At 42.0% G+C, this 21,196-nt stretch carries 20 protein-coding genes; 19 read left to right on the top strand and 1 reads right to left on the bottom strand.

The window, feature by feature from the left end; genetic code table 11:
- The first annotated feature begins 64 nt into the window (after positions 1-64).
- Positions 65-829: an enoyl-CoA hydratase/isomerase family protein gene (locus BW986_RS07550; protein WP_076367905.1), complete on the top strand. Its 765-nt coding sequence runs from the start codon at positions 65-67 to the stop codon at positions 827-829.
- Positions 830-907: 78 nt separating this feature from the next.
- Complete coding sequence (locus tag BW986_RS07545; RefSeq protein ID WP_076366692.1) at positions 908-1,534, top strand: RsfA family transcriptional regulator; 627 nt, start codon at positions 908-910, stop codon at positions 1,532-1,534.
- Between the two features lie 44 nt (positions 1,535-1,578).
- Here the strand turns inward: BW986_RS07545 and BW986_RS07540 are convergent, their stop codons facing one another.
- Positions 1,579-2,067, bottom strand: a complete 489-nt coding sequence (locus tag BW986_RS07540; protein WP_076366690.1) for an N-acetyltransferase — start codon at positions 2,065-2,067, stop codon at positions 1,579-1,581.
- Between the two features lie 437 nt (positions 2,068-2,504).
- Here BW986_RS07540 and BW986_RS07535 point away from each other — a divergent pair, with 437 nt between their 5' ends.
- The 17 genes from BW986_RS07535 to BW986_RS07455 all read left to right on the top strand — a co-directional run bounded on the left by BW986_RS07535 (position 2,505) and on the right by BW986_RS07455 (position 21,113).
- Complete coding sequence (locus tag BW986_RS07535; RefSeq protein ID WP_076366688.1) at positions 2,505-3,389, top strand: 2-dehydropantoate 2-reductase; 885 nt, start codon at positions 2,505-2,507, stop codon at positions 3,387-3,389.
- 4 nt (positions 3,390-3,393) lie between these two features.
- A complete protein-coding gene (locus BW986_RS07530; RefSeq protein ID WP_076366686.1) occupies positions 3,394-3,786 on the top strand; it encodes a DUF3397 domain-containing protein in 393 nt (130 codons plus the stop codon).
- A 109-nt stretch (positions 3,787-3,895) separates the two neighbouring features.
- Complete coding sequence (gene bshC, locus BW986_RS07525; protein ID WP_076366684.1) at positions 3,896-5,524, top strand: bacillithiol biosynthesis cysteine-adding enzyme BshC; 1,629 nt, start codon at positions 3,896-3,898, stop codon at positions 5,522-5,524.
- 304 nt (positions 5,525-5,828) lie between these two features.
- The gene (mraZ, locus tag BW986_RS07520; protein WP_034313914.1) at positions 5,829-6,260 is read left to right on the top strand and encodes a division/cell wall cluster transcriptional repressor MraZ; all 432 of its coding nucleotides are present in this window, start codon (positions 5,829-5,831) and stop codon (positions 6,258-6,260) included.
- A 52-nt stretch (positions 6,261-6,312) separates the two neighbouring features.
- Positions 6,313-7,245 (top strand): 16S rRNA (cytosine(1402)-N(4))-methyltransferase RsmH, encoded by a 933-nt coding sequence (gene rsmH, locus BW986_RS07515; protein ID WP_034313911.1) that lies wholly within the window; start codon positions 6,313-6,315, stop codon positions 7,243-7,245.
- Between the two features lie 33 nt (positions 7,246-7,278).
- Positions 7,279-7,635 carry a cell division protein FtsL gene (gene ftsL, locus BW986_RS07510; protein WP_076366682.1) on the top strand — a complete coding sequence of 119 codons (357 nt, stop codon included), beginning with the start codon at positions 7,279-7,281 and terminating at the stop codon, positions 7,633-7,635.
- A gap of 2 nt (positions 7,636-7,637) precedes the next feature.
- Positions 7,638-9,794, top strand: coding sequence for a penicillin-binding protein (locus tag BW986_RS07505; RefSeq protein WP_076366680.1), 2,157 nt, complete (start codon positions 7,638-7,640; stop codon positions 9,792-9,794).
- 112 nt (positions 9,795-9,906) lie between these two features.
- Positions 9,907-11,829: a stage V sporulation protein D gene (locus BW986_RS07500; protein WP_076366678.1), complete on the top strand. Its 1,923-nt coding sequence runs from the start codon at positions 9,907-9,909 to the stop codon at positions 11,827-11,829.
- Between the two features lie 158 nt (positions 11,830-11,987).
- Entirely contained in the window at positions 11,988-13,460 is a 1,473-nt protein-coding gene (locus BW986_RS07495; protein ID WP_076366676.1) for a UDP-N-acetylmuramoyl-L-alanyl-D-glutamate--2,6-diaminopimelate ligase, read from the top strand.
- An 88-nt stretch (positions 13,461-13,548) separates the two neighbouring features.
- Positions 13,549-14,526, top strand: coding sequence for a phospho-N-acetylmuramoyl-pentapeptide-transferase (gene mraY / locus BW986_RS07490; RefSeq protein WP_034313901.1), 978 nt, complete (start codon positions 13,549-13,551; stop codon positions 14,524-14,526).
- The gene (gene murD / locus BW986_RS07485; RefSeq protein ID WP_076366674.1) at positions 14,527-15,879 is read left to right on the top strand and encodes a UDP-N-acetylmuramoyl-L-alanine--D-glutamate ligase; all 1,353 of its coding nucleotides are present in this window, start codon (positions 14,527-14,529) and stop codon (positions 15,877-15,879) included.
- A 159-nt stretch (positions 15,880-16,038) separates the two neighbouring features.
- Positions 16,039-17,139, top strand: coding sequence for a stage V sporulation protein E (spoVE, locus tag BW986_RS07480; RefSeq protein WP_142244549.1), 1,101 nt, complete (start codon positions 16,039-16,041; stop codon positions 17,137-17,139).
- Positions 17,140-17,494: 355 nt separating this feature from the next.
- Positions 17,495-18,403 (top strand): UDP-N-acetylmuramate dehydrogenase, encoded by a 909-nt coding sequence (murB, locus tag BW986_RS07475; protein ID WP_076366670.1) that lies wholly within the window; start codon positions 17,495-17,497, stop codon positions 18,401-18,403.
- A 130-nt stretch (positions 18,404-18,533) separates the two neighbouring features.
- On the top strand, positions 18,534-19,316 hold the full coding sequence (locus tag BW986_RS07470; protein ID WP_076366668.1) for a cell division protein FtsQ/DivIB: 783 nt from the start codon (positions 18,534-18,536) through the stop codon (positions 19,314-19,316).
- Complete coding sequence (locus BW986_RS07465) at positions 19,303-19,995, top strand: DUF881 domain-containing protein (RefSeq protein ID WP_081395535.1); 693 nt, start codon at positions 19,303-19,305, stop codon at positions 19,993-19,995. The genes BW986_RS07470 and BW986_RS07465 overlap by 14 nt, the downstream gene beginning before the upstream one ends.
- 42 nt (positions 19,996-20,037) lie before the next feature.
- The gene (locus BW986_RS07460; protein WP_081395534.1) at positions 20,038-20,748 is read left to right on the top strand and encodes a DUF881 domain-containing protein; all 711 of its coding nucleotides are present in this window, start codon (positions 20,038-20,040) and stop codon (positions 20,746-20,748) included.
- The gene (locus tag BW986_RS07455) at positions 20,748-21,113 is read left to right on the top strand and encodes a small basic family protein (protein ID WP_076366662.1); all 366 of its coding nucleotides are present in this window, start codon (positions 20,748-20,750) and stop codon (positions 21,111-21,113) included. The genes BW986_RS07460 and BW986_RS07455 overlap by 1 nt, the downstream gene beginning before the upstream one ends.
- The last annotated feature ends 83 nt before the right edge of the window (positions 21,114-21,196 follow it).

The following is a 21,196-nucleotide window of genomic DNA, read 5'->3' as shown; positions in this document are numbered from 1 at the left end:
AATATATTTGGCAGAATATTTTGAATCATCTATGTTTACCGATGATTTTGGAGAAGGTGTTTACATGGATCAGGTGATTGAAATTGAAAAGGATAAACGCGGTTTCATGAAGCTCCTATTTAATAGACCGGAGAAAAGGAATGCCGTGAATTATCAATTGATGGACGAACTTGAGTCGATATTGTCAGAGGCTGCATACGATGATGAAGTTAAGTTGCTAGTCCTGACAGGGGCGGGCTCCGAGGCATTCTGTTCAGGCGGGGATCTAAGGGAATTTCAGGATTTGCACACAGAAGAAGAGGCCTTTGCTATGTTATCGAAAATGGGTGAAATTCTGTATAAACTAGCAGTTTTCCCAAAACCAACAATAGCGCTCATCAATGGAAGTGCTTTCGGCGGTGGATGCGAAATAGCGACAGCTTGTGATTTCAGAATAGCAAAGAGCGAAGTCAAGCTAGGGTTTGTGCAAGGTACACTGGGAATAACGACAGGCTGGGGCGGAGCTTCACTTTTACTTGAAAAAATACCAGAACAAAAAGCGCTAAAGCTATTATTGGATGCAAAAATACATAAAGCTGAGGAAGCAAAGGAATTTGGTTTCGTAGATGAGATAGTCGGAGAAGGTACGGATGGATGGGAAAGGTTCGCAGAAGATTTTCTCCGCCATGAGACAGGGGTATTGATGGCCTATAAACGATTGCTGGTCCATAAATGGCAGGGTAGCGGGCTTAAAGAAAGAATGGATGCGGAAATCCGGGAATGTTCCAAACTGTGGGCGAGTGATGAGCATCATGCTGCGGTCGATCGTTTTTTAAATAAGAAAAAATAAATATTACACGCTCTATATATCTTCTATCTTTCCTAGCATGTGCATATTATGAATTAAAACTTGCTGGGAGGTAGAGAGATGACGATTGCGAGACAAGATGCATGGACTCATGATGAGGATTTGCTGTTGGCTGAAGTGGTACTGAGGCATATACGAGAAGGCAGTACACAATTAAAGGCGTTTGAAGAAGTGGGGAAACAGTTATCGAGGACATCTGCTGCTTGTGGGTTCCGTTGGAATTCATTTGTAAGGAAGCAATATAAGTCAGGGATAGAGCTGGCGAAAAAACAAAGGAAAGAACAGGTAGTCAATAATCCTGAAATGGAAAGGGATTCGGTTGCAGCGGCGGAGAATGTCGCGATTGAAGAAAAAACGCCCGAGCCCGAGCATGAAGATAAAGAATCTATTACCCTTCAGGAAGTTATATTATATTTAACCAAAATGGATGAATTCTTTCAGCTTGATAATAAGGAAAAAGAACGGATTTCTGAGCGGTCCCTATTTCTTGAACGGGAAAATGTCCGATTATTGGAAGAGAATGTATTGCTTAAAGAAAACCTGAAAGCTGTTGAGGAAGATTACCGTGCGTTAATGCAGATAATGGAGCGCGCAAGAAAACTTAGTGTACAAGAGGACGAAAAGACTAATCCGAAGGTGAGCTTCCAAATGGATAAGAATGGTAATTTAGAGAGGGTCAATAAATAAAAAATGCGGGTGGGAAAATCCGCCCGCATTTTCTTGATGCTTCCTTATTCTTGTGTATCTATTTCTTTATTATCTTGTATGTCAAATGGGCTCCAAATCAGCGGGTTTTCTCCGAGGTCCCTGTCCAAATCATAGGAAACAGCAGAAAAACCCATCTTTTTCCAAAAGTCTTGTGAATGAACTCTTGGATTGGTTTTGATAGGCATGTTCAGGCTTTTGGCGAATTCGACCAAAGCTCTTCCATAACCTTTTTTCTGATAGTTAGGCAGGACTTCAAGTTTCCAAAGAACAAGGAAGTCCCTAGACTTGTCAAAATACTGGTCGAATTTAGCGCTTCTTTTATACAGGCTCATGCGGGCTACAAGTTTGTCGCCATAAAAGACTCCGTAAAAAGGTGATTGGCTGTCATTTTCGATGATGTTACCCTCTAAATCATCTAGCATTGACAATTCCTGTATTCCGTATTCTTTGAATTTTTTGAATTCCTCAAGCGTTTTAAAATTTACAAGTAATCGTTCCACCTTGTATTCCATAAAAAAGCTCCCCCTTAATTCTGATAAACCTCTTCCGATAGTACCCTTTGAAAGTCATCCACTGATCTTCACCATGTGGAATTCCAGCTTAGGTCAAATCTAGTATGAATCATCGACTTATCCTAGCTGTCTAAATGCTTAAAGCCTTTTATCCCCCGCCCTTTTCCCTTCAATTTCTCGTGGGTTGAGTTTGGAGTTATCTTTTGTTCCTAAAAGTATTCAAAATGGCTAAGCTTTTCGTATCTAATATACCATTAAATTAAGGTTTAAAGAAGAAAATATATCTTCAATGGCTTATTAATAATGCTTTCCATCGGTTTTTTTTAACGAGCCATTGTTATGGCAGTTCAATTTCCAACTATGGGAAAATTGATGCAGGATAAAAAAGATAATGTGATAAAATAGTGAATATATTTCAAAAAGTAAGGAAGGGTATTATGAGAATTGGAATCATTGGGGGAGGGGCCATAGGGCTGCTGTTTGCGTCTCATTTAAGTGAAAAACATGGTGTGACACTCTATACACATACTGCGGATCAGGCGTCCATCATCCAACGCAATGGAATTCGTCTTATTGCTGATGGTGAAAGCAGGCAGCTGACAGGCATCATTTCCAAGGGCCTGGATGATGGGATATCGGATGTGGATCTTCTAATATTGGCCGTCAAGCAATATCACTTGCCGCAGATATTGCCTAGGATCAAAAATATTCAGGTTCCATTGCTTTTCTTGCAGAATGGCTATGGACATATTTCTTATTTAAAGCAGCTTCAATCCCCGACCATATATGTGGGGGTAGTGGAGCATGGGGCATTGAAACATGACGGGAATACCGTGGAGCATACAGGGCACGGCATTACAAGGGTCGCTTCATTTAAAGGGGAACTTGAGCAACTATCGTTAGTGAATGAAAGGATCGATCATTTTCCTTTTGCGAAGAGTGAGGATTTTCACTCGATGTTGATCGATAAGCTTATCGTTAATGCAGTGATAAACCCATTAACGGCGATACTTGATGTGGAAAATGGCGGTTTGATCACCAATTCCTTATACTACCAATTATTTCAAGATCTTTTTGAAGAAATCTCCGGTATCTTGGAAGTTCAAAATAAGGATGAGTCATTTGAACATGTGAAATCCGTTTGTATGGCAACTGCAGAAAATCGATCGTCAATGCTAAAAGATATAGAAAATGGCCGTAAAACGGAAATTGATGCTATTTTGGGTCATATCCTCTCGGAGGCAAAGAGTAAAGGGAAAAGTGATTGCCTGACATCTTCTCTATATAAGATGGTCAAAGGAAAAGAGTCTCAGGGGGGATGAGAATGTGCCGTACGTAGTTTCAAACCTTGCCGCGATATTTATTACCTTGCCTTTTGTAGGGTATTTACTTTTTTTTATCAGTGCAAAACAATTCACTGGAAACCATAGGCGCTCCGTTCAATTTGCAATGGACATGAGTACGCTGCTGTTCATATTATCCGTCCATTATTTGATCATTACGATTTGGGATAAGCAAATTCTTTGGGTGATCATGCTGATCATGATCATCAACGCATTCGTGGTGGTCCTTGTCCATTACAAGGTAAAAGAAGAAATCATTTTCCATAAGGTATTAAAGGGTTTTTGGAGAGTGAACTTCGCCTTCTTTTTTGCGGCTTACCTTCTATTATTTTCCATTGGAATAATTACAAGTATTACGAAGATATTGACTACATAACATAGAACATCGCATCAATTTTCTGCTGCTGGGCAACTTCTTTTGTTTTCTTAAACCGGAATGTTATACTCTAAAAAGAATTGTAGTTGCAGAGAAAGGGAGAACAGAAATGGAGATGAAAGATCTCGCGTTACCATCTTTAAACCGTTTTGCATCGGACTATTTACAAAACCGTCTTGAAACGGAGGATTATTTTCACTATGACTTGTCTAAGCCTGAGATTTATCTCAATAGATATAATGAATTGATGAACCGCTCTTTTTTACGTGATGAATTGTCGGATTACATACAACAATACATGTCTCGTTTTTCAATCAGTGAGGCAGTTAAGGGGAATATTGAAAGGTTGCGCAGGGGTGATTCCGTGGTTGTGATTGGAGGACAGCAGGCTGGGTTATTATCAGGGCCGCTGTATACCATTCATAAAGTGATTTCGATCATTAAGCTTGCGGAAGAACAGGAAAAAGAACTGGGGCAGCCAGTCATTCCAGTTTTTTGGATAGCTGGAGAAGATCATGATTTGGCTGAAGTCAATCATGTTTATGTTATGAAAAACGGTAAACCCGATAAAAAAACCTATCCTTCCTATCAGCCGTATAAAACAATGGTTTCTGATGTAGAGCTGGAAACGGATAAGGCTGAGAAGTGGCTTGAGGAAATCATTGAAACTTATGGCGAAACGGCCTTTACGAATAAACTCCTGATTGATATGAAGGAAACCATAAAGCAATCGAATACTTTCGTCGATTTCTTCGCCAGACTGATTCATGAATGGTTCAAAGAATATGGCCTTTTACTGGTCGATGCCGGAGATCCGGAATTAAGGCGAATTGAGAAGGCATACTTTGAATCGATGGTCAATGAAAGTGGACGGATTGCTGAAATGGTCGAAGAACAGCAATCATTCATGCATGCGAAAGGGTATGCAAAAATGATTGAAATGGATAAACGGGCAGCTAATTTATTTTATTATGATCCAGAAAAAAAAGATCGATGTTTACTCGAACGTGTAGAAGGCGGTTTCAGCGGAAAAAACGGTGAGGTATCATTTACCGGGGAGGAACTCTTGCAGATTGCCAAAAATCATCCTGAACGATTAAGCAACAATGTCATTACACGCCCGCTCATGCAGGAAATGCTTTTCCCTGTATTGGCTTTCGTATCTGGACCTGGGGAAATTGCTTATTGGGCAGAATTGAAAAAGGCATTTGAGTTGTTTTCCATGAAGATGCCGCCTATCATTCCTAGATTGAACATCACGCTGGTAGAGCGCAGTATCCATAGCGACCTTGAAGAAATGGAACTCAGTTTGGAAACTGTTCTGACTGAAGGAACCGCTAATGCTGTGAAAAGTTACCTTGATTCGGTGAAAGATGAGACGATTGAAACCCTGTTCGGGACACTGAAATCACAGCTTGAAGAGAACCATGAAAAGCTATTTGCCCACGCTGTTTCTTTAGATAGAGGACTTGAGCCGATGTTGAACAAAAACATTGAATTCATTCAAAAGCAATTGAATTTCATGTATGGCAAAATCGGTGACCGTACAAAGGAACGGCATTCGGTCATATTGAAAAAATATGAACGGATCGCAAATTCACTGTACCCTCTTGGATCACCCCAGGAGAGGATTTGGAATGTGTTTTATTACTTGAATCAATACGGGCCAGAGTTCGTACGGGATATGATGAAACTGGAATACCGGTTCAATAATCAGCATAAATTGATTTTCATTTAGAAAAAACATCCGTTTTGGGGAAAAGTGGCGGACACATCATTTTGAATAGGATAAAAAGACAGGTGCTAACGCCTGTCTTTTTTTCTGTTTCCTCGGCTCTTGTCAGGTAGTGCTTCGACAGTAATGGTGGGACTGCGTCTTAGTCTGAGTCCATTCGAGGAAATTGCACGTTTCTGTGAATAATTTGGCTAAATAAACTTAAGTAGAAAAGAAGGGAATTTTTACTTGGAAGGAGAAAGTAAAAACAAGTGGAGAAAGGTGGGGGAATGTGGTACATTGAGATTAGAATGTGGGGGTATTGGGTATGTTCATGGGAGAGTACCATCATAACATCGATATAAAGGGCCGTTTGATAGTCCCAGTGAAATTCAGGGAAAATCTCGGGGAGCAATTTGTCCTTACCCGCGGACTCGATCAATGTTTATTTGGTTACCCTATGGAAGAGTGGAAGCTGCTTGAAGAAAAGCTGAAAGCCCTGCCTTTAACAAAAAAAGATGCCCGAGCCTTTACCCGTTTTTTCTTTTCTGCAGCTACAGAATGCGAAATTGATAAACAAGGGCGAATTAATATCCCCACGCCGCTTACTTCATATGGCCAATTGGAAAAAGAATGTGTAATTCTTGGTGTTACCAATCGTATTGAGATTTGGAGCAAATCCCTTTGGGAAAACTATTTTTCAGCTTCTGAGGATTCTTTCGCTGAGATAGCAGAAAATATGATTGGCTTTGATATTTAAGGCTGCCCCCAGAAATAGGGTCACTCAATAACCGATTGGAAGGATGTCTAGCATGTTTCAACATACAACAGTGTTATTAAAAGAGACGGTTGATGGATTAAACATCAAACCTGATGGAATTTATGTGGATTGTACTTTAGGAGGAGCCGGTCACAGCGAATACTTACTTTCACAGCTCTCTGACAAGGGTAGGCTTTATGCTTTTGATCAGGACGAAACGGCGATTCGGAATGCTAAGGAAAAATTGGAAAGCTATGGCGAACGTATTGTTCTTGTTCCCAATAATTTTAAATACTTAAAAGAAGAGTTGAATGCCCGGGGAATCGAGAAAGTGGACGGGATCCTTTATGATTTAGGTGTGTCATCCCCACAATTGGATACACCAGAGCGTGGTTTCAGCTATAACCATGATGCACCTTTGGATATGAGGATGGACCAAAGTGCTGCCATTTCTGCCTATGATGTCGTGAATACTTGGTCATTCCATGATTTGCTTAGAATTTTCTTCCAATATGGCGAAGAAAAGTTTTCGAAACAAATTGCGAGGAAAATTGAAGCGGCTCGTGAAATAAAACCGATTGAAACGACGTTCGAGCTTGTGGAGTTAATTAAGGATGGGATACCGGCCCCGGCAAGACGTAAAGGCGGACACCCTGCGAAACGAGTGTTCCAAGCAATAAGAATCGCTGTGAATGACGAACTTGGTGTCTTTGAAGATTCCTTGGAGCAAGCCATATCGCTTTTGGATAAAGAAGGAAGAATATCTGTCATTACATTCCATTCACTAGAAGATAGAATTTGTAAAACGGTATTTAAAAAAGCCAGTAGCATGCCGGACCTTCCGCCTGGACTTCCAGTTATCCCGGATGAATTCAAACCAACCATGAAAATAATTACGAGAAAACCGATTTTGCCATCAGAAGAAGAATTGGAAGGGAATAATCGTTCCCGGTCGGCTAAGCTAAGAATCGCCGAAAAGCAATAATCACAGAAAAAAAACAGTAGAGGGGGAACATGAATGAGTTCCATAGCCAAAAAAATACAAGAACAGCAATATGAGGACCAACAGCAGCAACAGACGCATCAAACAGTGGTCATCCGTAAAGCGAAGATATCCATTGGTGAAGTTTTCTTACTATGTGCCCTTGCTATCATGGTTACCTTTATGGGAGTGAAGATAGTCTCCAATCAAGCGGCCATTTATGAAACGAATAAAGAGATCCAGCTAGTGGAAACGTCGATTGAAAAACAGGGTAAAGTGAATGAAGATTTGAAAGTGCAGGTTGCTGAACTTAGTACATACGAAAGAATTTGGAAAAAAGCTGCAGCGCTAGGGTTCAAGTTAAATGAGAATAATGTGAAGGGTGTGCAGTGATAATGCAGAAACAAAAAAATATGAAGCATGGGGCAGCCGGATTATTCTTCTTATTCGGCCTGCTCTTTTTTGTGTTAGTCTGCCGCTTTTTGTATATTCAGGTGACAGGTACAGCAGGCGGGGAGGTACTGGCTTCAAAAATCGACAAGAAATATGAAAAAGAACAGGTCATAGAAGCAAAAAGGGGGAGCATACTCGATACAAAAGGTGAAGTCATCGCCGAGGATACTTCCTCCTATATCTTAAGGGCGGTACTCAGTGAAAAGGAGCCGGAGCATGTCAAGGATCCGGAGATGACCGCGAATAAGCTTGCTAAATATATCGACATGGATGAACAGGACATCTATGAAAGACTTACGAAAAAAAAGGCATACCAGGTGGAGTTCGGCAGTGCCGGCAAGGATTTGACTCAGGTCGTCAAACAGAAAATAGAAAATTTGGAACTGCCGGGAATTACATTCGGAAGGACCAATAAACGTTTTTATCCTAATGGAATTTTCGCTTCCCATCTGATTGGCTATGTAGAAAAGGATGAAGAAACGGGAGAAATGGCTGGTAAGTTCGGCATCGAAAGGTACCTCAATAAAGAATTGCAGGAAACGGATGGGAAGCTGACATATGACAGTGACTCATGGGGCTTCCTCTTACCGGATAAGGAGGAAAAGGTTGTTGCTCCGGATAATGGCAATGATGTCATGCTTACCATCGACAAGAAAATACAAACATTCCTGGAAGATTCGATGAGCAAAGTGCAGGAAAAATACGATCCTGAACAAATCATAGCGATTGTCTCCAATCCGAAAACGGGGGAGATCGTGGCGATGGGGCAAAGGCCTACCTTTCATCCGACAACGAAAGTCGGTCTTACGGATACATGGCGTAACCTGGCTATTGAAGAAAGCTTCGAACCGGGATCAACCATGAAAACATTCACCCTTGCCGCGGCTGTTGAGGAAGGGGTCTTTAATCCGAATGAAAGCTTTGTCGCTGGAACCTACAAAGCCGGATCGGGGAAAATCGGAGATCATAGCGGAATCGAAAGAGGGAAGAGCATGACCTTTCTTGAAGGGGTTCAACGTTCCTCCAACGTCGCTTTTGCTACTCTTGCAATGGATAAGATAGGCGAGGATACTTTCCGTGAGTATTTGACTAAGTTCGGATTTGATGAAAAAACGGGAATTGACCTGCCGAACGAGATAACAGGAAAAATTCAATACAAGTATAAGCTTGAAAAAGTTACTACTTCCTTTGGACAGGGTTCGACCGTTACACCGATTCAACAAATCCAAGCCGCATCCGCAATAGCCAATGACGGAAAAATGATGCGGCCGTACGTGATAAAAAGCATTTCGGATCAAGGTACCGGAAAAATTTTGAAAACGACAAAGCCGAAAGTGGCAGGGCAACCGATTTCGGCAGAAACTGCAAAACAAGTACGTGATTATTTGGAAACGGTAATTTCCGCGAAAAAAGGAACAGGGAAAAAATATGCCATTGATGGATATGAAGTAGCGGGGAAAACCGGTACTGCACAAATTCCTGGTCCGACAGGTAGGTATTTAGAAGGGAAAAATAACTATGTATTCTCCTTTTTAGGCATGGCTCCAAAGGATGATCCGCAGTTGGTCATGTATGTGGCGGTCAAGCAGCCGAAGTTAGGTGTATCTTATGTTGGGGCTGATCCATTGTCAGAGATATTTAATCCTGTCATGCAAAATAGCCTGCAATATTTAAACATAAAGCCTTCTGAAGTTAAAAAACAAAAGGCAAATAAAATCGTTGACTATGCGAATCAAACCGAGAGTTCAGCTGTCAAAGAACTGAAGGAACTTGGCTATGATGTAAGTACGATCGGAAGTGGGCGTAAGGTGCTCGATCAATCCCCAAAAGCGGGGAGCATACTCTTACAGGGTGAAAAGATAATCCTGAGGACGGAAGGCGAAATGAAAGTTCCTGACATGAAGGGATGGTCCCTGCGCGATGTTATGAAATTGGCTAAGGTTGCAAAACTGGATCTAAAAACTGAAGGTACTGGATATGTGAGTAAACAAAGTCTTGAGGCCGGGAAAAAAGTAAAGGAAGGAGAGACATTCAATATTGAATTATCCCAGCCTGAAGGGGCTACTGAAGATATTCCGACAAAAGGGAAAACAGAGTGAAGATAAAGAGGGGATCCAAATGGATCCCCTCTTTAATTCTTTCAAAGTTTGTAGTCTAGCATCGAGTAGACAAGCATATATTGAAGCATGTATGAAATGGAGGTGCCTGTTTTTGCGTGTTTCGAATGTTACTGTCCGAAAACGGCTGGCAATCGCATTGGCGATCGGTATCGTTGTTTTTTTTATCATTGATATCCGATTGGGAATTGTACAGTTTTATCTAGGGGATAAGTTGACGGGGCTGGCTAAAGATTCCTGGAGCAGGAATATTCCTTTTGAAGCTAAACGAGGAGAAATTCTGGATCGGAATGGTGTTGAGCTGGCAACGAATATATCTGCGCCAACAGTCTATGTCATCCCAAGACAGATTGAGAATCCTGGGGAGACGGCGGAACAGCTTGCTTCAATATTGGATATGACAAAGGAAAAGGCTTATCAATGGTTAACGAAACAGGCGATGAGCGTCAGAATTCCGGAAGGCAGAAAGATATCTCATGAAAAGGCGAAGGAAATTAAAGCATTAGGGATAAAGGGCGTTTATATCGCTGAAGATTCTAAGCGCCATTACCCATTTGGTGAATACCTTTCGCATGTTCTTGGCTTTACAGGCTCTGACAATCAAGGGTTGATGGGTATTGAATTGTCATATGATAAGGAACTAAGCGGGGAAAAAGGATTCGTTAAATTTTACTCAGATGCTAAAGGGAAAAGACTTGAAAATATGGCCGATGACTATAAGCCCCCTGTTGATGGTGATAACTTGAAGCTAACCATCGATAGCAAAATCCAGACAATTGTGGAGAGGGAGCTCGATAATGCGGAGGCGACATATGATCCCGATGGTATAATTGCCATTGCGATGGACCCGAATACAGGGGAAATATTGGCAATGTCAAGCAGGCCAACCTTCGATCCGGCTAATTTCCAAAATGTACCTTCAGAAGTGTATAATCGCAATTTACCAGTTTGGAGTGTATATGAACCAGGTTCGACTTTTAAAATCATCACGCTTGCTGCGGCACTTGAGGAAGGGAAGGTCGACTTACAAAAGGAACATTTTTATGATTCCGGACATGTGGAAGTGTCAGGGTCTACACTGCATTGCTGGAAAAGAGGAGGACATGGGGACCAAACTTTTCTTGAAGTTGTCGAGAACTCATGTAACCCTGGTTTTGTAGAATTAGGGAACCGGCTTGGTAAAGACAAGCTGTTTAAATATATAAATGATTTTGGGTTTGGGCAAAAGACGGGGATTGATTTAACTGGCGAAGGAAAAGGAATCATGTTCAACATGGATCAAGTGGGTCCGGTTGAGCAGGCAACGACAGCGTTTGGACAAGGTGTAGCCGTAACGCCCATTCAGCAGGTGACAGCGGTATCGGCGGCTGTGAATGGCGGAACTTTGTATACACCTTATATCGCGAAGGAACTTGTGAATCCAAAAAATGGGGAAGTGCTGATGCGAAAGACCCCGCAGGCGAAGAAAAAAGTGATTTCGGAAGCAACCTCTAAGAAAGTCCGTGAAGCACTTGAATCCGTTGTCGCACAAGGTAGCGGTAAAGGAGCATTCGTGGAGTCGTACCGAGTCGGCGGTAAAACGGGTACAGCCCAAAAAGCTGAAAATGGCAGATACCTTGAAAATAATTATATTCTCTCATTCATTGGGGTCGCTCCAGCGGATGATCCGCAAATCGTCGTTTATATAGCAGTGGATAACCCTAAAGGAACGGTACAGTTCGGCGGGGTCGTTGCCGCACCGATCGTTGGGAATATCATGGAGGATTCGCTTAGGGCCATGGGGGTCAAGCCAAGGAAAAACCAGATCGAGAAGGAAACGGTCTGGACGGATCCAGTCATGGTCGAGGTACCTGACGTTGTTGGTCTCAGCAAAAAAGAGTTGCAAACCCAGCTCATCGACCTTAAGGTGGATATTGCCGGCAATGGGGATAAAGTCATAAATCAAGCCCCGGATCCAGGTGTTAAATTAAAACAAGGCTCCACCATAAGAATTTATCTTGGCGAAAATACAGAATAAGTATAATATAATATATGAATAGTTAAAGCGGCTGAAGAATCATCAGCCGCTTTGTTTACGGAGTCGGGATAACCCCGTATAATTGAAATTGGTTTCTCGACAAGCCAAGGCTAATCACATATAATGAATCCTCAAATTAAGTTGAGAGGGATGGAAAAATGAAGCTTCACAAATTACTATCTTATTTACACTCCTTATTTACGTATGAAGGAGAAAATCCTGAAATCACCTCCATTGAAAATGATAACCGTAAAGTCATAGACGGAAGTTTATTTGTTTGTATAAAAGGTTATACAGTCGATGGTCATGATTTTGCCCAACTTGCTGTAGAACATGGAGCTGCAGCAGTCATTGCCGAAAGGCCGCTTGACCTCGATGTTCCCGTGATCGTGGTCAGGGATTCGAGCAGGGCGATGGCGGTGCTTGCCGATGCATTCTATGGCCATCCGACTCAAAAGATGCGCTTGATCGGAATTACAGGTACGAATGGAAAGACGACGACCAGTCACTTATTGGAAAAGATTTTCGAGGATCGACAAGAAAAAACAGGCTTGATTGGCACGATGTATACAAAAATTGCCGATACGGTGTATGAAACTAAGAATACGACGCCAGATAGCGTTACGCTGCAGAAGGCTTTTCATGAAATGGTCGAAGCATCCGTTACCACTGCCATTATGGAAGTTTCATCGCATGCACTTGAGCTTGGACGCGTCCATGGCTGTGATTATGATATTGCCGTCTTTACGAATCTCACACAAGATCATTTGGATTTTCATAAAACCATGGACAGATACAGGCAAGCAAAATCCTTGTTTTTCTCACAGCTCGGCAATGCTTACATAGAAAATCGTCCTAAATATGCTGTGCTTAATGCTGATGATGAGGCAACAGCTGATTTCATTAAAGCGACTGCTGCTACAGTCGTGACATACGGCATAGACAAAGAAGCAGATATCAGGGCCAAGGATATACAAATTGATGCAAATGGCACATCGTTCACCTTGACAGCAGGTAAAGAAGAGCGTTACATTCAGCTGAAGCTAATTGGTAAATTCAGTGTTTATAATGTTCTCTCTGCCATCTCTGCTGCTTTGTGCGCCGGTAACGATCTAGATGAGACAATTAGATCCATCGAGGATATAAAAGGTGTTGCAGGCCGTTTTGAGCTCATTACAGCGAATCAGGACTTCCCTGTCATTGTTGACTATGCCCATACTCCGGACAGTTTAGAAAATGTTCTAAAGACTGTTGGTGAGTTTGCCAGAAAGAAAATTTTCGTGATAGTGGGCTGCGGCGGGGACCGAGACAAGACAAAGCGTCCCATCATGGCCGAAATTGCATGCAGCTTGGCGACTGACCCGATCTTCACTTCGGATAATCCGCGCAGTGAAGATGCTGCCCAGATCCTCCGGGATATGGAAGCTGGTGTAGTGGGCAAGGAATATACGGTTATTGAAGACCGCAGGCAGGCGATAGCTTACGCTGTTTCCAAGGCGGAAGAGGGCGACGTTATATTAATAGCCGGAAAAGGTCATGAAACCTATCAATTGGTCGGTGGCGAAGTGCTTCACTTCGATGACCGTGAAGAAGCGGAAAAGGCGATTCAAAGTCGTTTGGGTTCAGTTTGAACCAAAGCTGAAATTGCCATGGAACAATTAAGAAAAGACATCAAGCAGATTTTATATTTGAATTGTGTTAGGAATGAGGGAGTAAGGAATGTTGGAACAAGTGATTTTTTATACGATTTTGGTGGCGTTTTTAGTAACCGTTCTTCTTTCGCCGATTTTCATCCCGTTTTTAAGAAGATTGAAATTCGGGCAAAGTATTAGGGAAGAAGGCCCACAATCGCATCTGAAGAAAACAGGAACACCCACCATGGGCGGTTTGGTCATATTATTATCCGTCACCATCGCTACACTAGTCATGACTTTGAAATTTTCGGCACCTTCAACCGAAACGTATTTATTATTATTCGTTACGTTAGGTTTTGGTTTATTAGGTTTCCTGGATGATTTCATCAAAGTGGTCATGAAGCGAAACCTAGGATTGACTTCCAAGCAAAAACTGCTTGGACAAATTGTGATTTCTGTCATCTTTTACTTCGTCTTTAAGCAGACAGACCGTTTTAATCCTGAATTGACGATTCCAGGTACTGATTTTGCTTTTGATTTTGGCTGGTTTTATCTGTTTATCGTTATTTTCTGGCTCGTAGGTTTTTCGAATGCCGTCAATTTGACGGATGGGCTTGATGGACTTGTCTCAGGAACATCTGCCATTGCTTTTGGTGCTTTTGCCATTTTGGCCTGGAGTCAGTCACAATATGATGTCGCTATTTTTTCGGTGGCGGTTGTCGGTGCGGTACTCGGGTTTTTGGTATTCAATGCACATCCGGCAAAGGTTTTCATGGGGGATACGGGTTCCTTGGCCCTTGGGGGAGCGATCGCAACCATCGCCTTGTTAACGAAGCTTGAAATCCTCCTGGTGATCATCGGCGGAGTCTTCGTGATTGAGACGCTCTCGGTCATCCTGCAGGTAGGGTCTTTTAAAACGACTGGTAAACGTATTTTTAAAATGAGTCCGCTTCACCACCATTATGAGCTTTCCGGCTGGTCGGAATGGCGCGTCGTCGTGACTTTCTGGACAGTGGGGCTGCTGTGTGCGGTACTCGGAATCTATTTAGAGGTGTGGATATAATTGAAAGAGACTGCAAAGTATTCAGAGAAAAAGATATTAGTATTGGGTTTGGCAAAAAGCGGAGTGATCGCAGCTTCGCTTCTACATAAATTAGGTGCTTTCGTGACGGTTAATGACATGAAGCCATTATCGGAAAATCCTGAGGCTCAAGGACTTCTTGAACAGGGAATCAAAGTCATCTGCGGCAGTCATCCGATCGAGCTTCTTGATGAGGGTTTCGAGCTAATCGTGAAAAACCCGGGAATCCCCTATCGGAACCCAATCGTAAAAGGGGCATTGGAAAAAGGGATCCCTGTTATCACGGAAGTTGAACTGGCCTATCAGATAAGTGAAGCACCTTTCCTAGGGATCACTGGTACAAATGGGAAAACGACCACGACAACATTGATATACGAAATGTTGAAGGCCGGTGAAAAATCCCCGCTGATTGCCGGTAATATCGGGACAGTGGCCTCTGGAGTTGCTGAAAATGCAAAACCCGATGACTCGATCGTCATTGAATTATCATCATTTCAGCTAATGGGAATAGACGAATTTCGACCTGAAATCTCAATCGTGACGAATTTGTATGATGCACATTTGGATTATCACAGTTCCAAACAGGAATATGTCGAAGCGAAAGCAGCCATTACGAAAAATCAAATAGCCTCAGATTTCATGATTTATAATGCAGATCAAGATCTTGTTTTGTCCATGGCGAAAAAGACCAAGGCTGAACTTGTTCCTTTTTCAGCTGAAGTGAAACATGAGAATGGAGCCTATGTGGAAGATGGTGCCGCCAGTTTCCGAGGAGAAAAAATCATTGCAGTTTCAGAGATAGCCCTTCCTGGGAAGCATAATTTGGAAAATGTGCTCGCGGCCATCTCAGCGGCCAAACTGAAGGGTGTAGCTAATGAAGCCATTCAGACTGTACTGAAAACTTTTTATGGTGTGGAGCACCGTCTGCAGTTTGTGGCAACGATCGATAACCGTAAATTTTATAATGATTCGAAAGCGACGAACATTCTTGCAGCATCCAAAGCGCTAACTTCCTTTACGGAACCTGTCATCTTATTGGCGGGCGGTTTGGATCGCGGAAATGAATTTGATGAGTTGAAACCGGCGATGAAAAATGTCAAAGCCGTGATAACTTTTGGTGAAACGGCAGAAAAAATTGAACGGGTAGCCAAAGAATTAGGAATAGCGAATATAAAACGTGTCGATAATGTAGAAAAGGCCGTGCCGGCTGCATTTGAATTATCAGATGAAGGCGACTGCATTCTTCTCTCCCCTGCTTGTGCAAGCTGGGATCAATATAAAACTTTTGAGCAAAGAGGAGACATGTTTATGGAGGCCGTGCATAAACTTAAGTAAGAGCTTTCGCAGAGAGAAGTGAACATGCTTCTACGTTGACACCATGGAAAAAAGCGATAATGAGCCGTTATCGCTTTTTTTTTGACTAAAGTGCTGACAAGCAATCAGCACTGATGTTTATATTCGCAGGCTCGAAAAACTTCCTAGAGGTGGATGTCCGTGCCATTAAAAAAATCGAATCCTGATCTCATTCTCATTATCGTCACCTTAAGTCTTTTGACTGTCGGATTAATCATGGTTTACAGCGCGAGTGCCATTTGGGCAACATATAAATTTGATGATTCGTTTTATTTTGCTAAAAGGCAGTTGCTGTTTGCCTGCGTTGGTGTCATAGCCATGTTTTTCATCATGAATGTAGATTACTGGACATGGCGGACATGGGCCAAAATCCTTATCATCATTTGTTTCATTATGTTACTGGCTGTGCTTGTACCAGGTATAGGGATGGCGAGAAATGGTTCGAGGAGCTGGATTGGTGTAGGTGCCTTTTCGGTGCAACCCTCTGAGTTCATGAAGTTGGCGATGATCGCTTTTTTAGCTAAGTTTTTATCAGAACGGCAAAAGCTGATCACCTCCTTTAAAAAAGGGATGCTTCCATCCTTGGGTATAGTGTTTTTGGCATTTGGATTGATCATGTTACAGCCGGACCTTGGAACGGGAACGGTGATGGTTGGAACGTGCATCGTTATGATTTTTATATCCGGGGCAAAAATCAGTCATTTTGTCGGCTTGGGGCTAATCGGGGTAGCAGGTTTTATCGGTCTGATTTTGTCAGCGCCCTACCGGATAAAAAGGATCACGTCTTTTCTGGATCCTTGGGAAGACCCTTTGGGCAGTGGATTTCAAATGATTCAATCGTTTTATGCAATCGGACCCGGGGGATTGTTCGGATTGGGACTCGGGCAAAGCCGCCAAAAGTTTTTCTATTTACCAGAACCGCAGACTGATTTCATCTTTGCCATACTTTCCGAGGAACTTGGGTTCATCGGGGGTTCCCTGGTCATTTTATTATTTGCGCTCATGCTTTGGCGGGGCATTCGGATCGCACTCGGTGCCCCTGATTTATATGGGAGCCTTGTAGCGGTGGGAATCATTGCAATGGTCGCCATTCAAGTGATGATCAATATAGGTGTGGTAACGGGTTTGATGCCAGTTACGGGTATCACCTTGCCCCTCTTAAGTTATGGCGGTTCATCACTGACGCTCATGTTGATGGCGATTGGGGTGCTCCTGAATATTAGCCGTTATTCAAGGTTCTGAAAATAAGTGAAATATATGGTTTGGCAAAAGGGAAGTTCTGTTAAATGCAGGGCTTCCTTTTTTTACGTTGAAAACCCTTGCAGGAATACGATTTTGGATGGCGCCATGCCGGAATTTAGAAATAAATGAAATGTCGCTTAAATATTACCAGGTATGAATGTTGAGGAATCCACAATAAATATTGGCAATACGTCTTTGTTTAGACTATAGTATAAGAGGGTTAGGCCGTACTGGGGCTTGCTTCTGTTCATTTTTCTGCTAAAAAGGCGTTATTAATCTTGTAATATAAGTGACCTCATGGAAGAGGAAATGAAAATTATAACTTGGAATTTTTGGAACAACAAGGAGGTTTATCATGGATAATGTGATAAAGCAATTAACTGAAATGAAAATCGGCAAAGTTCTTGAACAGGAACCGCTTGCAAATCATACAACTATGAAAATTGGGGGGCCGGCTGATTTATTCATCGTGCCGTCATCCATTGAAAATATAGAAAAAACAATGAAGGTCATCAAAGAAAATGGGATTCCATGGACGGTGATCGGCAGGGGCTCGAACCTACTTGTCAGTGATGGCGGAATTGAAGGTGCCGTGCTTAAATTGGGTAAAGGACTTGATCATCTCGAGATAAATGGCCCGGAGATAAAAGCAGGAGCTGGGGTATCACTTGTCAGCCTGTCCGTACAAATCAGTAAAAAAGGATATGCAGGATTGGAATTTGCCAGTGGGATTCCTGGTTCCGTCGGCGGAGCAGTCTATATGAACGCTGGTGCACACGGTTCCGATATGAGTGAAATTCTCAAAGAGGCACATGTTCTTTTTGAAGATGGAACTCTAGCTTGGCTTTCAAAAGAAGAAATGGAGTTTTCTTATCGAACTTCTCTGCTTCAGAAGAAAAGACCAGGTATCGTACTCGAAGCAATTTTTCAATTGACAGAGGGTGATAGAACCGAAATCGTTGAAAGAATGCAGAATAACAAGAATTATCGTAAAGAAACCCAGCCGTATAATCTTCCATGTGCCGGGAGCATATTCAGGAATCCACTTCCACACCATGCTGGTAAATTGGTCGAGAATGCAGGCCTGAAGGGACATTCTATTGGCGGAGCTCAGATTTCACCGATGCACGGAAACTTTATCGTTAACACAGGTAATGGAAGTGCAGCGGATGTTCAAGCTTTGATACAGCATGTTAAGGATACTGTGTATGATAAATTTGAAGTTGAAATGGAAACAGAAGTGGAAATTATCGGCAGAAAATAATGGGATTCATTATATCCAAATATTGTGATATAATGTGTTACCTTTTAAAGTTTGCTAATAACCAAATATAGAGTTTCTCTTGATTCGCACTGTCAAGAACCATCCATTTTTTCAGGAAGAGGTGAAGGGGATGGAAAAGGGGAAAATCGTTTCCATTGAGGACCGCATCCCGAAATTAAAACAATTAAGAAAAAGCAAAGCAAACAGGCGGCTTGTTCTTTTGCTTTCCCTTTTCTTCATTCTGGTTGCTTGTGTGCTTTATTTCTTATCCCCGTTAAGCTATGTGAAATCCGTGCAGGTAGAGGGGAATCGTTATATTACTTCCAAACAGATCATTAAATTGAGTAAGGTGAAGAAGGATCGAAGCATCTGGAAGGTTGATACAGGGGAAGCTGCAGCCAATATCAAAAAAAATCAAGAAATAAAAAGCGTTAAGGTGACACCGATATTTCCTAATTCGATAAAAATTACGGTTTCGGAACATAATAGGATGGCATATCTGTCCAATAATGGGAAGTTTGCACCCATTTTGGAAAACGGGTCCGTTTTAGAGGAGTTGGCAACAGGCGAAATTCCAGTATTTGCCCCTGTTTTAATTGGTTTCAAAGAGGGTAAAGCATTAAAGTTGCTTTTAGAAGAGCTGGACAAGCTTCCTGTCGAGATTCAGAATGCCATTTCAGAAATTCATTACTCTCCAACCAAAACTGATGTCTACCATATCGTCATGTTTATGAACGATGGGTTTGAAGTAAGTGCGACAAGCCGGACTTTATACGAGAAAATGATTCACTATCCATCAATTGTCAGCCAGTTGGATCCGAATGTAAAGGGAGTCATCGATCTGGAAGTGGGTTCTTATTTTAAGGCATATGAAGACGCTGAACAAAAGGAAGACACTAATGAGGAAAATTAATGGCAAGCGGGTGGTTTTGCCCCTGGTTTGCGTGGTGCTCGGATTCATGATTGCCTTCTCTTACAATCTGACCAAAAAACGTGAAGGTGCAGGGAAGGACAAAGCCTGGGATCAGGAATATGAGCTCAGGCAGCAGCTGATCGAACAGGAGAAGCAGAACCGGGAACTTCAGAAGGAACTCCTTCAGAAGCAAGAAAATGTATCCAAAATTGAAAAAGACCTAGCGCAGGAAAAGCAGCTTTTTTTCAATTTGGCAAAGGATACGGAAAAATACCGTATGTTTCTCGGGAAAGTGAAAGTAAAAGGCTCTGGCCTGCAGGTGACTCTTGAAGATGGTACGGATATGGATTCAGAAGCCAATGTTAATAATTACCTCGTCCATGAACAGCATGTCTTCAAAGTCGTCAATGAACTATACATATCAGGTGCAGAGGCTGTTGCGATTAACGGTCAAAGGTTAAATCATGATTCATACATAATCTGTAATGGGCCTGTGATTACAATCGATGGCCATCAGCATCCTGCTCCCTTCATCATATCTGCGATTGGGGACCCGGATGTCCTGGGTGCTTCACTGGACTTACCCGGTGGCATCAAGGAACAACTGGTTAATGAGAATATTATCTTTACAGTGGAAAAGCAAAAGAATATCATTTTTGATCCAATTATTGGAGGGTGATCAGACCGCCGTATTCGATGAAAGATTGGTGAGAAACTGGAAATGAAAAAAAAGCTTTCTTTTAGTTTGGTTACGTTGATTGCTGGCTTCATGCTCGCTATTCAATTCAATTTGGTGAATCAGCCTGTCGTTTCCGATACAAGGGATATGTGGGAGCTGAAAAATGATTTATTGAAAGAACAGCAGACCCAGGCGGATTTAATAGAGGGTATCAGAAAGCTTGAGGGAAAAATAGCATCCTATGAAACAAAGAAAAATGAGAGTAAAGAAGAAGTATTGCGTGACACCCTGACCGAATTAAAGACAGACGCAGGTTTGACCGAAATTAAAGGTAAGGGGGTCATCGTATCTATACAGCCTATCAAAGCAGATATCCTTCTTGGTGAGAGGGTCGAGTATATTTCACCTGTTTTGATCATTCGGCTCATTAATGAAATGTATAGGTATGGAGCTGACGAAATTTCCATTTCAGGACAAAGGTATATATCAACATCGGTTATCCGTGATATTAATGGGCAGCCGAAAATGGACGGGTATCCTCTTGTTCATTACCCGGTCGAAATACGGGCAATAACCGTTAATCCAAAGAAACTGAAGCAACGCATTGAAGGTTCCGAACTTATGGATGATTTCTTTATAGATAATTTTGAAGTGCAGATCAAAGTGCCTTCCGGTGAGTTGACATTGCCGGCCTACCAAAATGCTATTAATGTGGAACATATGGAACCCGTTATGGATGGGGGGGGATCGTAATGTGGCTTCCAGTTTTTGGACTGTTGATTGGAATCACCCTTGGTTTTTTGGTGGATTTTGATATTCCCCATGAATATTCAAATTATCTTTCCATTGCCGTGCTTGCTGCTTTTGATACCTTATTTGGGGGCATACGGGCTCATTTGCAAAATCTTTATGATGAAGTTGTATTTGTAACAGGATTCTTCTTTAATATTATTTTAGCCGCAGGTTTGGCTTTTCTAGGTGTACATCTTGGTGTAGACTTATATTTAGCCGCAATCTTTGTGTTCGGTGTAAGGCTCTTTCAAAATATCGCCCTGATTAGAAGGATCCTAATTGAAAAATGGTCCATTTCCCGGAAAAAGCAGAAAAAAAATCTATAATTTTAAAGGGAATTAAGTTATAAATGACGAATAGTTTATGGCAGTATCTAGTTTATTGAGTAGATCAGTCTCGTTGAGAAGCG

Origin of the sequence: Peribacillus simplex (assembly GCF_900156045.1) — a bacterium.
In the GTDB taxonomy this organism is placed as follows: Bacteria; Bacillota; Bacilli; order Bacillales; family DSM-1321; genus Peribacillus; species Peribacillus simplex_D.
The sequence above is the reverse complement of the archived record's forward strand: the minus strand, read 5'-3'. Positions and strand labels throughout refer to the sequence as shown.

Coding starts and splice junctions, on each gene's coding strand:
- BW986_RS07550 (WP_076367905.1), top strand. CDS start 65: ATGGATCAGGTGATTGAAATTGAAAAGGATAAACGCGGTTTCATGAAG.
- BW986_RS07545 (WP_076366692.1), top strand. CDS start 908: ATGACGATTGCGAGACAAGATGCATGGACTCATGATGAGGATTTGCTG.
- BW986_RS07540 (WP_076366690.1), bottom strand. CDS start 2,067: ATGGAATACAAGGTGGAACGATTACTTGTAAATTTTAAAACGCTTGAG.
- BW986_RS07535 (WP_076366688.1), top strand. CDS start 2,505: ATGAGAATTGGAATCATTGGGGGAGGGGCCATAGGGCTGCTGTTTGCG.
- bshC (WP_076366684.1), top strand. CDS start 3,896: ATGGAGATGAAAGATCTCGCGTTACCATCTTTAAACCGTTTTGCATCG.
- mraZ (WP_034313914.1), top strand. CDS start 5,829: ATGTTCATGGGAGAGTACCATCATAACATCGATATAAAGGGCCGTTTG.
- rsmH (WP_034313911.1), top strand. CDS start 6,313: ATGTTTCAACATACAACAGTGTTATTAAAAGAGACGGTTGATGGATTA.
- ftsL (WP_076366682.1), top strand. CDS start 7,279: ATGAGTTCCATAGCCAAAAAAATACAAGAACAGCAATATGAGGACCAA.
- BW986_RS07505 (WP_076366680.1), top strand. CDS start 7,638: ATGCAGAAACAAAAAAATATGAAGCATGGGGCAGCCGGATTATTCTTC.
- BW986_RS07495 (WP_076366676.1), top strand. CDS start 11,988: ATGAAGCTTCACAAATTACTATCTTATTTACACTCCTTATTTACGTAT.
- mraY (WP_034313901.1), top strand. CDS start 13,549: ATGTTGGAACAAGTGATTTTTTATACGATTTTGGTGGCGTTTTTAGTA.
- murB (WP_076366670.1), top strand. CDS start 17,495: ATGGATAATGTGATAAAGCAATTAACTGAAATGAAAATCGGCAAAGTT.
- BW986_RS07470 (WP_076366668.1), top strand. CDS start 18,534: ATGGAAAAGGGGAAAATCGTTTCCATTGAGGACCGCATCCCGAAATTA.
- BW986_RS07465 (WP_081395535.1), top strand. CDS start 19,303: ATGAGGAAAATTAATGGCAAGCGGGTGGTTTTGCCCCTGGTTTGCGTG.
- BW986_RS07460 (WP_081395534.1), top strand. CDS start 20,038: ATGAAAAAAAAGCTTTCTTTTAGTTTGGTTACGTTGATTGCTGGCTTC.
- BW986_RS07455 (WP_076366662.1), top strand. CDS start 20,748: ATGTGGCTTCCAGTTTTTGGACTGTTGATTGGAATCACCCTTGGTTTT.